Consider the following 13,476-nt stretch of genomic DNA (forward strand, 5'->3'; position numbering starts at 1 on the left):
GACTGACCGCAGCGCGCGCACGCATTGGTGCGCAGATGCGGCGCGGCTTTGCACGCATGCGCGCCGCATCACACCGCGAGACCGATCCCGACTAAACCCTTTGATCGATCTTTCGAGGCGCAGGATCGATCTCATGGATCGGTCGATCCGTATCATCGGCTCGATCCTTTCTGATCCACCACGGCGAATAGGCCGTTCGCGGCACACCTGCCACAACAGCACCAACGCAGCGACATGCCTCTCCTTTCGTTCGCTGCGCGATTGCAGATTGCCGTGGAAGACGGATCGGCTGCACGAATTCGCAGCAGATCGGCCAGGATCGATTTCATGAATCCAGTTGCCGACATCGCTGGTCTGGCTGCCTTGTGGCAGAGAACGTCGGGTGGCGACCCCGCGGTGAAGATCGCGATCATCGATGGCCCCGTCGATCTCAATCATCCCTCGCTCAGGCAGGCCCGTGTCGCCATGGGCGGCGAGTTCGTCGTGCCGTCTTCATCGATCATCCAGTCCGAGCACGGCACGCATGTCACGAGCGTGCTGATGGGCACGCCCGGCAGCCCGGTGCTCGGCGTCGCGCCGAACTGCAGCGCAACCGTGTTCTCGATCTATCGCGAGAATGCCGCCGGACAGATCGAGCCGTCCTCGCAAAGCACCTTGGCGCTCGCGATCAACCAGGCGCTGGCGGTGGGCGCCGACATCATCAACATCAGCAGCGGTCAGCAATCCGCGACGGGGCAGGCCGATCGCATTCTGGTCGATGCAGTGCGCGCCTGCGAGCGCGCCGGCAAGCTGATCGTCGCTGCTGCCGGCAATGATGGCTGCCGCTGCGTCCAGGTGCCGGGCAGCCTCGCTTCGGTGCTTGCGGTCGGCGCGTGCGATCTGGCCGGCAACCCGCTGCCGTTCAGCAATTTCGGCGACGCCTATCTCGAGAACGGCATCCTGGCCCCTGGCGAGAACATCGCCGGCGCCTCGCCGGTCCGCAACGTCAGCCTGCGTTCCGGAACGAGCTACGCTGCGCCGATCGTGACAGGCGTCGTCGCGCTGCTGCTCTCATGCCTGCGCCAGAACGGACGTAAGGCCGATCCGCAAGCCGTTCGTGCCGCGCTGCTCGAAAGCGCGGTGCCCTGCCGTAACGACGGCAGCGCCTCGCGCTGTCTCGCCGGACGGCTCGATATTCCCGCGGCTGTCGCCGCCCTGCTTGGCGAGCAGGCGGACGCCGTCATGCCGTCGGGTGCCACGGCCGCGCCTCCCCGCTTCTGGGGAGTGTCCGCGCGCCCTTTCGTCCAACCGTCATCCGCCGCTCAGCCAACTGCAACCAGAGAGGGTTCCATGGGAGATCTATCAGCAATGTCTGCACCATCGGCTCCGCGCATATTCGGGCCGGACGGCTCGGTCCTGCGAAGCAACGGCGGGATCATGCCAAGCGAGGCGCAGCCCGCCGCGCCGGCGGCACCTGCGGCCATGGCCGTCCCCGTTGATCACGGCGTCGTCGCCGCGCCGATCGGCGCACCCGCGCCTTATCCTTATCACGCTCCCCATGCGGGCGGCGACATGGTCTGGATGCCGGCACCGGCACCCCAGATGGTGATGCCGCCGATGATGATGCCGCAGATGATGATGCCGCAGATGGCAATGCCAACGGCCGGCATGATGCCGCAAACCTGGCTGCAACCGCAGCAGCTGCAGGCGATGATGCCGAGCAATGCGCTTCCCGTCGCAATGCCCCAGGCGCTGCCGATGTACGAAGCGCCCGCGGTTCGAGCCAGCGAGAAGAACTGCGGCTGTGGCGGCGGCCTGCGTCCGCAGGGCGCGACGCCCGAGTCCACCGGACAGCTCGCCTTCCCGATCGGCCGGTTGTTCTACGATTTCGGCAAGGAAGCCCGCCTCGACTACTTCGTGCAGGCGATCGCCAACTGGCGCGACAGCCTGATCGGCCGCGGCGATCCGGCGTTCGGACCGGAGCGCGATCACTCCGGCGATACCTCGGCGCCGTACAATCCGGCGATCATGGCGCGCTATCTGTTGAACCAGGCTGAAGGCGAGACCGCGACGCCGGCCGGAGCCGGCAACAACTTCCCGGACGCCGACGCCATCAGCTGGACGATGACGATCGATTCGATCCCGATCTACGCGATCAAGCCGCTCGATGTGTTCGGTCTCGGGTTCTTCGCCGCGCTGATCCTGGCGCTGTGGCATCAGGAGGTTTCGCACGACGATCCCGCGACGACCCGCACCGTGGTGCTGGCGAATGCGGCTGCCGCCGGCGCTGACGCACGACCGATCACGCCCCCCGCATTCCCGCCGCGCGGCGGCGTGGCGCGGGTCTCGATGGCCGGTTGGGTCGACAGCACCAACACGACCAAACTGCTCAACGGCACGGTCGTTCCGACGCTGGTGACCGATTGGCGCGGCTTCTACCAGTGGGATCTCTACACGCTGTTCGGGCCCGACCCCACCACCTGGCCGGACGGCGCCGAGGGCTTCCTCGAGCGCATTTACAATGAATTCCGTAATGTCGGCCTTTCGCCGCAGGATCGCGCGCTGAACTACTCGGCGATGAATGCCTACAATACGCGGAAGATATTCACCGACGTCGCCAAGAAGGGCTTGCGGCTCGACACCGTCGAGGTCGACCAGAGTCTGATCTGCCGTCCGGAATCGATTTGCCACGACGTGACCTACCGCTTCTTCAACCCGACGCAGGTCCTGACCCAGGCGCGCGAAGTCTATCAGTACACGATCGACGTGAGCGACGTGGTGCCGGTGGCGGTCGGGCCGCTGCGGCAGTGGCAGGTCTATTGAGGCGATTGCTCCTCTGCGTCCGGAGGAGATCAGAACGTGGCGCGAATTAGCGTCACGTGGTCCAGGGGATCGACGCGATGAGCGATCCCCTGGGCGACGTCCAGCGACGGCTGCCCCGGTCGGTGCCCACCTCCCGTAGTTGCCGTCAATTCAAACCGAAAGAAGGAGCTGAACATGTACGCAAGGAACGACTTTGAGACCTTCGGCAGCGTGCGTAGCCCGATCCAGTGTGAGGGCATCGAGCGCGGTCCGAAGCGGATTGCCGAAGTGGCGACCAACGGGTCGGTCAACCCGCAGGGTTGGCAGGACATCCTCGGTACGGCCGTGCAGGCGCTGCCGGGCGTCCTCGGTGCCTTCGGCATCTGATCGCCAAACTCGGGGCCCGGCGCTGTCGGGCCCCACCCCTGCCCTCGAGGAGGCCGACATGATGCAGAAATCCACCGCCAGGAGCCCACAGCAACAGCAGCAGAACGGTCGCCGGATCGAGCCGTCCGGAAAGATCGTCGTGTCGTCAGTCGTGAGCCACGCCTCGCTGCTCGCCGCGATCAGCGACCGCAACCCGATCATCGCCAAACGCACCACATCCGACGAAGACAAATCCTGACGTCGTCGTCATCACCCAACCTATGGAGCCGATGCCATGGCAAAACCGCCCCGCAAATCCGGATCCGAAAGCGCCGCCTCTCCGCCGCCGGCGGAAACACCATCCGCAGCGTCAAGCCTTGCCGATGCGCGGCGCCCGTTGGAGGCGGCTGTTGTCGCCCGTCCGAAGATCGCCACCACGCCCGCCCCGCCGACAACGTCGGCCTACATGGCGCCGCCGCAGGGCCCCGGTGCTCCGCAGCAGATGCGCCATGATGGCTCGCCGCGTTCGGAGGAGCGGCTCAACACCGCGATGAAGATCCTGCTCGATCCCACAGCCCGCGCGTTGCCGAGCAAGGTCTATTCCGGACAGGCGCGAAACTGGACCCGCAGACCGTGACCAGGTCCACGCACTGAGCGGCGCTTCGATCCGCTAGCCGGACACGCAACGGCCCGCCCGATCCGGCGGCGCGGCCGTTGCCGCTCGTCGGAGAGAGACATGAACCAGAACGGCAATCCCCCTCGCATCAATCTGCGCCGCGCCGCCTGCACATTCTTGGGCCTCGGGACACTCCTGTTTCTAGCGGCCGGCACCATGCGATGGGCCGGCGCGTGGATGTTCCTGCTTGAGATCACGATCGGCGGACTGATCACCGAGGCATGGCTCGCAAGACATGATCCGGGTTTGCTGACGGAGCGCCGCACCGCGCACGGCCAGGCCGGGTGGGATCGCGTCATCACGACGATCATGCCGCTGTTGTGGCTGACATGGCTGCCGCTGATGGCGCTCGACGCTGTGCGCTACCGGACATCGTTCGTCCCGTTCTGGCTGCAATGCGCCGGCGCGGTGATGATCGCGGCATCGTTCTACATCGTCTATCGGACCTACCGGGAAAACAGCTACGCTGCCCCGGTCGTGAAGATCCAGCGCGAGCGCGGGCATGCTGCGGTGACCACGGGGCCGTACGCCTATGTGCGGCATCCGATCTATGCCAGCGGCCTGTTGACCTATGTCGGCACGCCGCTGCTGCTCGGATCCTGGTGGGGCCTTGGCATCGTGCCGGTCATGGCGGCGCTGCTCGGCCTGAGGTCCATGATGGAGGAGCGGATGCTCGCGGCCGAGCTCGACGGCTATGCCGAATATCTCGCCCGCGTGCGTTACCGCCTGGTTCCGATGGTCTGGTGAGCCCGTTCCGCGTGGCGGAGTTTGCCGCGAACTGGCGGCTTGCCTGATCGGCGGCAATTCCAATAAAGAAGGCTGAACGCGCGTTTCCCTGTCTTCGGCCAAAACGGCCGGACGACCCAAGGCGAAGCCGCCGCTTTGCAACGGGCAGGACATTGATGATCGAGGCAGTGATCTGGGATTTCGGCGGCGTCTTGACCACCTCGCCGTTCGAGGCCTTCGCGCGCTACGAGACCGAGCGCGGACTGCCGATCGACATCATCCGCCGCACCAACGCCGCCAACCATCTCGAAAACGCGTGGGCCAAGTTCGAACGCGCCGAGATCGGTATCGACGCATTCGACGAGCTGTTCGCCACGGAATCGAAGGCGCTCGGCGCCGAGGTGCGCGGCAAGGACGTGCTGCCGCTGCTCTCCGGCGACCTGCGCCCGGAAATGGTCGAGGCGCTGAAGCGCATCAAGGCGGAATTCAAGACCGGCTGCATCACCAACAATCTGCCGTCGAACGCAATCGGCAGCCACAGCGGACGCACGCTCTATGTTGCCGAGGTGATGTTGCTGTTCGACCACGTCATCGAGTCCGCGAAGATCGGCCTGCGCAAGCCCGATCCGCGCATCTACCAGATGATGGTGGAAGCACTGCAAATGAACCCGAAGAACTGCGTCTATCTCGACGACCTCGGCGTCAACCTGAAGCCGGCGCGCGAGATGGGCATGACCACGATCAAGGTCGCGAACGCCGCGCAGGCGATCTCCGAGCTCGAAGCGGCGACCGGCCTCACGCTGAGATGAAGCGGCCTGGCGGCATATTCACTCCGCATTCAGGCGGCAGTCGCTAATTCTCAGCCTCTCTTGGGTCACGGCGCGACCATGAAATCGTATCGTGATCCCATTCCTGGTCTGAGCATGACGCTCCGGAAAAGCCGACGTTCACTTCTCCGGATCATGCCCGCGGAGGCACATCCCATGAAACGTCTCGTCATCGCCCTGGTCTCGGCTGGTTCGCTGCTGGTCTCGGTCGCAGCGTTCGCGCAATCGACTTCAACCCCCGCGCCGGCGGCGGCCCCCGCGCAAGAGAACACGTCGGCGGCAGCGCCCGTGCCTGGTGCCAAGCGCGCGGCCTGCCAGAGCGCGGCGAAGGCGCTGACGGGTCAGGAGCGGCACGACCAGATGCAGCTCTGCATGGCTCAGGCGCATCTCGACTGCCTGAAGCAGGCGATCGAGCAAAAGATCGTCGGCCCGCAGCGCAAGGATTTCGTGAAGAGCTGCGCGGGCTGAGCGTTTCGTAGCCCGGATGGAGCGAAGCGAAATCCGGGACAGACGATCCGGGGAAAGACCCTCCCGGATTACACTGCGCTCCATCCGGGCTACGCGTTCCCCCCGTATTGCGCTCGGCGGAAATACCCCGGAACCATGCGCTAACCCCATGCCGTTGCGGCCAAACGAGCCTTGTGCTTTGCCCGCAACGGGAGCAGAACAGGTCCGAGTTCAAGGCAAATTCGGAGCTGATCCTCGTGGCTGACACCAGGCCCACCGCCTCGATCGAGGCCGTGGAAAGCGGCCTCGCCGCGCAAGGCTATATCGCGAGCCGGCAGATCGCGACCGCGGTCTATCTGTCGCAGCAGATCGAGAAGCCGATCCTGGTCGAAGGCCCTGCCGGCGTCGGCAAGACCGAGCTTGCGAAGGCGATCGCCGCCTGGCGCGGCCTGAAGATGATCCGCCTGCAGTGCTATGAGGGCCTCGACGAGGCCAAGGCGCTGTATGAGTGGAAATATGCCAAGCAGCTGCTCTACACCCAGATCCTGAAGGACAAGCTCGGCGAGGTGCTCGGCGGCGCGCAGACGCTGGCCGCAGCGCTCGACCAGCTCCACACCTTCGGCGACGTGTTCTTCTCGAAGGAATTCGTCGAGCCGCGGCCGCTGTTGCAGGCGCTGGAGCAGCCGGCCGGCTGCGTGCTGCTGATCGACGAGATCGACAAGTCGGATGCCGAATTCGAATCGCTGCTGCTGGAAATCCTCTCCGACTTCCAGGTCACGATCCCCGAGCTCGGCACCGTCTCCGCGGTGGCGCCACCGACCGTGATCCTGACCTCGAACAGCGAACGCGATCTCGGCGATGCCTTGAAGCGGCGCTGCCTGCATCTGCATATCGGCTTCCCCGAGCAGAAGCTGGAAGAGCGCATCGTCGAGAGCCGGATGCCCGGCATCTCGCAGACGCTGCGCAAGCAGATGGTCGGCTTCATCCACGAGATCCGCTCGCTCGACCTGAAGAAGCTGCCCTCGGTCAGCGAGGCGATCGACTGGGCGCGCGTGCTGGTGCTGCTACAGGCGAGCGAGCTCGACCACGAGATCGTCAAGGACACGCTCAACGTGCTCCTGAAATACGAGGCCGACATCGAGGCCGCGACGCCGCAGATTTCGTCCTTCATCGCCAAGGCGTCGCGCCAAGGCGTGTTCAGCTAGACCAAGATGCGCGAGAACCTGCATCGCTTCTTTCGTGCGGCGCGGGGAGCCGGGGTCCGGGTCTCGCCCGCGGAAAGCATCGATGCGATGCGAGCGGTCGCCCAGGTCGGCTTTGCCGACCGCGACATCCTGCGCGACACGTTCCTGCTGACGCTTGCCAAGACCCAGGACGAGAAGCGCTCGCTCGGCGAATGCTTTGACCTGTTCTTCAGCCAGCCCGAGCCGCAGCAGGAAAGCGCCGAGCAGAACAAGACCGACGACAACAGCGAATCCGGCGCCAATCCGTCGGCCGATGAGCATGGCGATGCGGCGGGCGGCGCCGCCAGCGAGAATGTCGGGCCGCTGGCGCAGATGCTGCTGTCGCAGGATCGCGCCGCGATATCGACGGCGATCGCCAATGCCTCGGGCGCCGCCTCGCTGCCCGACATCCGCTACTTCACCCAGCGCGGCATCTTCCAGACCCGCATCCTCGATGCGATGGGCATCCAGCGCCTGCGCGACGACATCGACGAGCAGACCACGCGCAATCCGGCGCTCGCCGAGCGGCTGCAGGAAGCGCTCAACGGCCTGCGCGGCACGGTTCGCGACGCGGTCTCGCAAGCCCTGCTGCTCTACGGGCGCGAGGAGACCGAAAATTTGCGCAACGAGATCCTGCGCAACGCCCCACTGGCGCGGATCGAGCCGCGCCAGGTCGAGCAGATGCGCACGCTGATCCGCCAGATCGCGCGCCGGCTGCGCGAGCGCTATTCAAAGCCGCGCAAGCGTCAGCGCCGCGGCCATCTCGACGTCCGCCGCACGCTGCGCCGGAACGCGGCCTGGGGCGGCGTGCCCTTCCTCACCGCGTGGAAGCGCAAGCATCGCGACCGGCCGAAGATCGTCGCGCTGTGCGACGTCTCGGGTTCGGTCGCCCGCGTCTCGGACTTCTTCCTGCTCCTGATCCACAGCCTGCACGAGGTGGTCGACGACGTCCGCTCGTTCGCCTTCTCGGGCCATTTGATCGAGGTCAGCGACATCCTGGAATCGAAATCGCCGGAAGAGGCGATGAAGGAGATCATGTCCAAGGTCGGCTTCGGCTCGTCCGACTACGGCAATTCCTTCGCCGACTTCGAGGACAATTGGATGAGCGCGATCACGCCGCAGACCACGGTGATCGTGCTCGGCGACGCCCGCAGCAACAATCTCGATCCGCGCGCCGACATCCTGCGCCGCATCGGCGAGCGCTCAAAGCGGCTGGTGTGGCTCAACCCCGAAGGCCGCATGGTCTGGGGCTTCGGCGATTCCGAGATGCCGCGCTACGCGACCTTCTGCACCGTCGTGCGCCAATGCGCGACCGCCCGGCAGCTCGAGCGCGCCGTCTCCGACATCGTGGCGACGTATCAGTAGATCGCCAGCGCTTTGGAGCGATTTCGAGCGAAGTGGACACCGGTTCGCGTGAAGAAAAACGCGTCAAACAAACATCTGGAGCTTCGGTTCTGATTCAATCAGAACCGAAGCTCTAGAGGCGAAGCGAGTCGCTGTGAAATTGCCATCCGACGAACGCAACGAGCGTCAGCGCGATCGAGGCAAAGATGCTGACGAGCTTGATCGTTGTGATCGCCTTCAGGATCGAGACGGAACGTGCCGCCGCATCCGGATCGCCGTGCAGCAGCAACCAGGCCAGCAAGCAATCCTCGATCAGGTCGCTGAGCAGATACACCGCCGGCACGACCAGGCCGAGCCACGCTGCAGTCGGATAGATCTGGTTGAGCCAGTATGATGAGGCCGCGCCCATCGCGCCCGCCAGCGCCAGCATGACGACGAGGTCGAGCGGGAACAGAATCGGGAAGACATATTTCATCCGGAGATCGGATTGCACCAGCTCGCCGAGCTGATCGCCGCTGTAGCTCAGCGTCTTCTCTGGAAAGCGGGTCTGGAATCTATTAGCGAAAACGCGATCGGAGTAGCTGCCGACCCACCAGAACAGTCCGAACGCACTCACCACCAATCCCGCGAGAATGACCGTCACGAGAGCTTGGTGGCTCATGCCGATCCGGTCCTGTCCAGGCTGCGGAAGCTCGGTAAGGCAGCGGGCAAGATGATCGCGCGCACCGGCGAAATCCCTGAAAGGGAGAAAAATATCGACGCAATATCGCAATGACTGACGATGAGATTTCCACCTTTTCCAAAGTGTTGCAATTGAATTCTGCGGATCGCTGTGGAGTGCGCGCACACGCGCCCGATGCCGGCCGCAGACTCCAAGACGACGGTCGGCGTTCATGCCGCGTACACAGAACCGTCTTCAATTGAAGATTGAATCATCCCCGTGTTCTGCCGTACATAGAGGTCGCGAATTTTCACGGCGGCCGCGGGGGCAACGGATGCCGAAGGATCTTGTGATTTGTTGCGACGGCACCGGCAACGAGATCGGCGCCAATATTTCCAACGTCTTGAAGCTGTTTCGCGTCTCCGACAAGGATGACCGGCAACGGATCTACTATCATCCGGGTCTCGGCACGATCGGCCTGCAGAACAGCTGGGGCCGCTTCAAGCAGGAGGTGCGCGGCCTTTTCGGGCTGGCCTTCGGCGCCGGTCTCGACGAGGACACGCTTGGCGCCTACCGGTTTTTGTGCCGGCTCTGGGAGCCCGGCGACCGGGTCTGGATGTTCGGTTTCAGCCGCGGCGCCTATACCGTGCGCACGCTGGCGGCCTTCGTCCATGTGATGGGCCTCCTGCCGGTCGACCAGCTCGACATCGCGGACTACGCGTTCAACACCTACAAGAAAGCCAGCTCCGACTCCCAGAAGTCGGACGGCACGTTCGACGATGCCCCGCTGAAGGAAGCCTGGCACTTCAGCCAGATCGCCGGCGGGCGCAACATCGACATCGAGTTCGTCGGAGTCTGGGATACCGTGGCCTCGATCATCGTGCCGCGGCAGGACAACTTCCTGTTCGACATCCAGACGCTGCTGTTCACCCGCACCAACTCCAGTGTCAGGCGATTCCGCCAGGCGATCTCGATCGACGAACGCAGACGCATGTTCCGCCTCAACCGCTGGATTGAGCCGCAGAAATTCCGCTCCGATCCGTTCAATCCGGCAACGGAGGTGGAGCAGGACATTCGCCAGGTCTGGTTCGCCGGCGTGCACTCCGACGTCGGCGGCGGCTATCCCGAGGACCAGAGCGGGCCGTCAAAATTTCCGCTGATATGGATGCTCGAGCAGGCCAGGGTCGCCGGGCTGCACATGGATCAGGCGCTGATCGATCATCTCGCCTGGGGGATGCCGCTGCCGCCGCACAGGCACGACTATGTGCCGCCGAGCGCGACGGCCCCGCTGCACAATTCGCTGACCGCCGCCTGGGAAATCCTGGAATGGATTCCGAAGAGCGACAAATGGAAGGAATGGCCGGAACGGAAGTCCTTCCTCGGCTTCTATCTGCCGCGCGGCGAGCCGCGGCCGATACCGGAAGGCGCGACCATCCACGCCTCGGTACTGGAGCGCATGGAGAAGGATCCGGCCTACCGGCCGATCAACCTGCCGAAGACCTACAAGGTCGAGCCAATGACGCCGCAGCCGGCGCCGCTCACTCCGACGGCCTGACAGCGTCGGAGTTTCCTATCTTGAGGCGCTTTTCTTCACGCGAAACGGCGTCCGCTTCGCTCAAAAGCGCTTTGCGCATCGATCGGTATCCTTGATCCGCGTGCGGCCGAGCTCGGCCGACCGTATCGGCGCGCGCGATGGCCGGCAGCATTGCCTCAATTGAGTTTATCGCAGGACGGTGTATTAACACGTTTCGTTCAGGAATCGTTCGATCCGGGAACCCGAATCGCCCTCTCAGGGATCATGACCGCCCAACCAGCCCTCGATCATGCATCCGCTTCGCCTCGCGACGCGCGATCCGTGCTCAGTTCCGTGTTCGGCCTGTCGGGCTTCCGCGGCGCGCAGGAGAAGATCGTCCGCCACATCACCGATGGCGGCAATTGCCTGGTGCTGATGCCGACCGGCGGCGGCAAGTCGCTGTGCTACCAGCTGCCGTCGCTGCTGCGCGACGGCTGCGGCATCGTGGTGTCGCCCTTGATCGCGCTGATGCGCGACCAGGTCGCGGGCCTCACCGAGGCCGGCGTCAACGCCGCGGTGCTGAACTCGACGCTGTCCTATCAGGAAGCATCCGAGGTCGAGCGCCGGCTGCTCGCGGGCGATCTCGACCTGCTTTATGTCGCGCCGGAACGGCTGCTCACGCCGCGCTGCCTCAATCTGCTCGGCCAGGCGCAGATCGCGCTGTTTGCGATCGACGAGGCGCATTGCGTCTCGCAATGGGGCCATGACTTCCGCCCGGAATATATCGGCCTGTCCGCACTCGCCGAGCGCTTCCCCAAGGTGCCGCGCATCGCGCTGACGGCGACCGCGGACGCGCTGACGCGAAAGGAGATCGCCGAGCGGCTGTCGCTCACCGACGCGCCGGAGTTCGTCGCAAGCTTCGACCGCCCCAACATTCGCTACGAGATCGTCGACAAGCAGAACGCCACCACGCAGCTGAAGAACTTCATCAAGGAGCGGCATGCCGGCGATGCCGGCGTGGTCTATTGCCTGTCGCGCGCCAAGGTCGAGGACGTCGCGGCATCGCTCTGCGAGGCCGGCATTCCCGCGCTGCCCTATCACGCCGGGCTCGATGCCAGCGTGCGGGCCCGGCATCAGGACCGCTTCCTCAACGAGGACGGCATCGTGATCGTCGCTACGATCGCGTTCGGCATGGGCATCGACAAGCCAGATGTTCGCTTCGTCGCGCATCTCGATTTGCCGAAGAGCATCGAGGCCTACTACCAGGAGACCGGACGCGCCGGCCGTGACGGCAAGCCGTCGGCGGCGTGGATGGCCTATGGCCTTTCCGACATCGTGCAGCAGCGCCGCATGATCGACGAATCGACCGGCTCCGACGCCTTCAAGCGCGTCTCGATCGGCAAGCTCGACGCGCTGGTTGCGCTCGCCGAGACCGTGCATTGCCGGCGGCAGCGCCTGCTCGGCTATTTCGGCGAGACCCGCACGGATGAAAGCTGCGGCAATTGCGACAACTGCCTGACGCCACCGCGGGTCCGTGACGGCAAGGTACTGGCGCAGAAGCTATTGTCCTGCGCCTATCGCACCGGGCAACGGTTTGGCGCCATGCACCTGATCGACGTGCTGGTCGGGCGGCTGACCGAACGCGTCAAGCAGTTCAACCACGACCAATTGTCGGTGTTCGGCATCGGCCGCGAGCTCAACGAGAAGCAATGGCGCGCGGTGCTGCGCCAGTTGGTGGCGATGGGCCATCTGCGCGCCGACAGCGACGCTTTCGGCGCGCTGAGGCTGACCGACAGCGCCCGCGGCGTGCTGAAGGGCGAGACCGCGGTGATGTTGCGTGAGCAGCCGGAGGGCGCGCGCAACCGTGCGGTGCGCAGCAAGTCGCGCCGCGGCGAGCTCGCGCCCGCGGCCGACAGTCCCGGCGGGGCCGCCAACCCCACGCTGCATGCCGCCCTGCGCGCCTGGCGCTCGGAAGTCGCACGCCAGCGCGGCGTGCCGGCCTATGTGGTGCTGCACGATTCGACCATCGACGGCATCGCCGCGATGCGTCCGGATACGCTGGGCGAACTGCGCAACATCGCAGGGATCGGCGACAAGAAGCTCGAGCATTACGGCGACGAGCTGATACGGATCGTGAAGGCCAACGACGGCTGAACGGATACCATCCGCCCCGGTCGTCTAACCACCGGGCAGGGGGCGCTCGCGATTGGCCCAGTATGGGCATTGAGGACAGACCTCGCCTTCGGGATAATCGACGCCCTCCTCATGTGGACATCCCAGCAACTCCGGCGTAAGCGCGACGGAGCGAACCTCTTCCGCCCGAAGAAAGGTGGCAACTTCCTCCAGGATCGTCGAATCGTTGCGAATGTCACCGCTCTCGACAATCCATCTGCGCAATGCAAACGGCGGCGCCTCCGGCGCGGTGATCACCGCGACGGCAACCTTGCTGGCGCGTGCGTTGTCGGGCCCGTAGAACGCCACGGTTCCGACCGGGTAGCCTCGAAAACCTGATTTGCTCTTCTTCTCGAGCCACTTTTGCGGCCGCCAGCCGAGTTTCATCGTGTCCTCTCAGAGAGCGATCAAGCAGCGAAATCCATTGTCTCAATAAGCGCCGTTCGACGTCAACAGCTTGATAAGATTCCGCTTCGCCTTGCGGCCGCATCGGCGCCGTGAATTATCTGTTCGTCAATGCCTCCAATCAGCTTGGCGAGTACGAGAGCGGCGTCACGGTAGCGCTGTTCGGCACAGTGCCGGCCGCCGTGATCAGCGGCATCGGCACGGTCGCGATGACACTGCTCTGGATGGTGCTGTTCCCGTCGCTGCGCGAGCTCCGCGCCTGGAGTGAGGCAGCGCCCGGATACCGCAGTGATCGGCGCCGCGGCATGGGAGCCATACCCGCCGCAGCGATGCAT

At 64.9% G+C, this 13,476-nt stretch carries 13 protein-coding genes and 1 pseudogene; 12 read left to right on the top strand and 2 right to left on the bottom strand.

From position 1 onward, the window contains the following. Positions 1-327: 327 nt before the first annotated feature. The 9 genes from AC066Y_RS21740 to AC066Y_RS21780 all read left to right on the top strand — a co-directional run bounded on the left by AC066Y_RS21740 (position 328) and on the right by AC066Y_RS21780 (position 8,411). The gene (locus AC066Y_RS21740; protein ID WP_478275653.1) at positions 328-2,802 is read left to right on the top strand and encodes a S8 family serine peptidase; all 2,475 of its coding nucleotides are present in this window, start codon (positions 328-330) and stop codon (positions 2,800-2,802) included. A 174-nt stretch (positions 2,803-2,976) separates the two neighbouring features. After that, positions 2,977-3,168: a hypothetical protein gene (locus AC066Y_RS21745; RefSeq protein ID WP_029080476.1), complete on the top strand. Its 192-nt coding sequence runs from the start codon at positions 2,977-2,979 to the stop codon at positions 3,166-3,168. A 58-nt stretch (positions 3,169-3,226) separates the two neighbouring features. Next, complete coding sequence (locus AC066Y_RS21750) at positions 3,227-3,406, top strand: hypothetical protein (RefSeq protein WP_092126523.1); 180 nt, start codon at positions 3,227-3,229, stop codon at positions 3,404-3,406. Positions 3,407-3,442: 36 nt separating this feature from the next. Beyond that, entirely contained in the window at positions 3,443-3,784 is a 342-nt protein-coding gene (locus AC066Y_RS21755; protein ID WP_478275654.1) for a hypothetical protein, read from the top strand. A 99-nt stretch (positions 3,785-3,883) separates the two neighbouring features. Continuing rightward, on the top strand, positions 3,884-4,570 hold the full coding sequence (locus tag AC066Y_RS21760) for a methyltransferase family protein (RefSeq protein WP_478275655.1): 687 nt from the start codon (positions 3,884-3,886) through the stop codon (positions 4,568-4,570). Positions 4,571-4,725: 155 nt separating this feature from the next. Next, positions 4,726-5,358, top strand: a complete 633-nt coding sequence (locus AC066Y_RS21765) for an HAD-IA family hydrolase (protein WP_478275656.1) — start codon at positions 4,726-4,728, stop codon at positions 5,356-5,358. Positions 5,359-5,532: 174 nt separating this feature from the next. Further along, positions 5,533-5,844 (top strand): hypothetical protein, encoded by a 312-nt coding sequence (locus AC066Y_RS21770; RefSeq protein ID WP_478275657.1) that lies wholly within the window; start codon positions 5,533-5,535, stop codon positions 5,842-5,844. A 236-nt stretch (positions 5,845-6,080) separates the two neighbouring features. Then, positions 6,081-7,028 carry an AAA family ATPase gene (locus AC066Y_RS21775; RefSeq protein WP_478275658.1) on the top strand — a complete coding sequence of 316 codons (948 nt, stop codon included), beginning with the start codon at positions 6,081-6,083 and terminating at the stop codon, positions 7,026-7,028. A gap of 6 nt (positions 7,029-7,034) precedes the next feature. Beyond that, positions 7,035-8,411 (top strand): vWA domain-containing protein, encoded by a 1,377-nt coding sequence (locus AC066Y_RS21780; protein WP_478275659.1) that lies wholly within the window; start codon positions 7,035-7,037, stop codon positions 8,409-8,411. Positions 8,412-8,523: 112 nt separating this feature from the next. On the opposite strand, the gene AC066Y_RS21785 is transcribed toward AC066Y_RS21780, so the two are convergent. Then, the gene (locus AC066Y_RS21785; RefSeq protein WP_478275660.1) at positions 8,524-9,051 is read right to left on the bottom strand and encodes a hypothetical protein; all 528 of its coding nucleotides are present in this window, start codon (positions 9,049-9,051) and stop codon (positions 8,524-8,526) included. 334 nt (positions 9,052-9,385) lie between these two features. Here AC066Y_RS21785 and AC066Y_RS21790 point away from each other — a divergent pair, with 334 nt between their 5' ends. Together AC066Y_RS21790 and recQ are read left to right on the top strand one after the other, a co-directional pair. Continuing rightward, positions 9,386-10,606, top strand: a complete 1,221-nt coding sequence (locus tag AC066Y_RS21790) for a T6SS phospholipase effector Tle1-like catalytic domain-containing protein (protein WP_478275661.1) — start codon at positions 9,386-9,388, stop codon at positions 10,604-10,606. Between the two features lie 243 nt (positions 10,607-10,849). Continuing rightward, a complete protein-coding gene (gene recQ / locus AC066Y_RS21795; protein ID WP_478275662.1) occupies positions 10,850-12,718 on the top strand; it encodes a DNA helicase RecQ in 1,869 nt (622 codons plus the stop codon). Positions 12,719-12,742: 24 nt separating this feature from the next. Here the strand turns inward: recQ and AC066Y_RS21800 are convergent, their stop codons facing one another. Then, a complete protein-coding gene (locus tag AC066Y_RS21800) occupies positions 12,743-13,123 on the bottom strand; it encodes a hypothetical protein (protein ID WP_478275663.1) in 381 nt (126 codons plus the stop codon). Between the two features lie 95 nt (positions 13,124-13,218). Here AC066Y_RS21800 and AC066Y_RS21805 point away from each other — a divergent pair. After that, positions 13,219-13,398, top strand: a pseudogene (locus AC066Y_RS21805) (MFS transporter); the annotation flags it as partial. Between the last annotated feature and the right edge of the window lie 78 nt (positions 13,399-13,476).

The organism is Bradyrhizobium sp. USDA3010 (assembly GCF_056429065.1).

Bases quoted from the DNA above. Each gene is read 5' to 3' on its own strand.
- AC066Y_RS21740 (WP_478275653.1), top strand. From the start codon at position 328: ATGAATCCAGTTGCCGACATCGCTGGTCTGGCTGCCTTGTGGCAGAGA.
- AC066Y_RS21745 (WP_029080476.1), top strand. From the start codon at position 2,977: ATGTACGCAAGGAACGACTTTGAGACCTTCGGCAGCGTGCGTAGCCCG.
- AC066Y_RS21750 (WP_092126523.1), top strand. From the start codon at position 3,227: ATGATGCAGAAATCCACCGCCAGGAGCCCACAGCAACAGCAGCAGAAC.
- AC066Y_RS21755 (WP_478275654.1), top strand. From the start codon at position 3,443: ATGGCAAAACCGCCCCGCAAATCCGGATCCGAAAGCGCCGCCTCTCCG.
- AC066Y_RS21760 (WP_478275655.1), top strand. From the start codon at position 3,884: ATGAACCAGAACGGCAATCCCCCTCGCATCAATCTGCGCCGCGCCGCC.
- AC066Y_RS21765 (WP_478275656.1), top strand. From the start codon at position 4,726: ATGATCGAGGCAGTGATCTGGGATTTCGGCGGCGTCTTGACCACCTCG.
- AC066Y_RS21770 (WP_478275657.1), top strand. From the start codon at position 5,533: ATGAAACGTCTCGTCATCGCCCTGGTCTCGGCTGGTTCGCTGCTGGTC.
- AC066Y_RS21780 (WP_478275659.1), top strand. From the start codon at position 7,035: ATGCGCGAGAACCTGCATCGCTTCTTTCGTGCGGCGCGGGGAGCCGGG.
- AC066Y_RS21785 (WP_478275660.1), bottom strand. From the start codon at position 9,051: ATGAGCCACCAAGCTCTCGTGACGGTCATTCTCGCGGGATTGGTGGTG.
- AC066Y_RS21790 (WP_478275661.1), top strand. From the start codon at position 9,386: ATGCCGAAGGATCTTGTGATTTGTTGCGACGGCACCGGCAACGAGATC.
- recQ (WP_478275662.1), top strand. From the start codon at position 10,850: ATGACCGCCCAACCAGCCCTCGATCATGCATCCGCTTCGCCTCGCGAC.
- AC066Y_RS21800 (WP_478275663.1), bottom strand. From the start codon at position 13,123: ATGAAACTCGGCTGGCGGCCGCAAAAGTGGCTCGAGAAGAAGAGCAAA.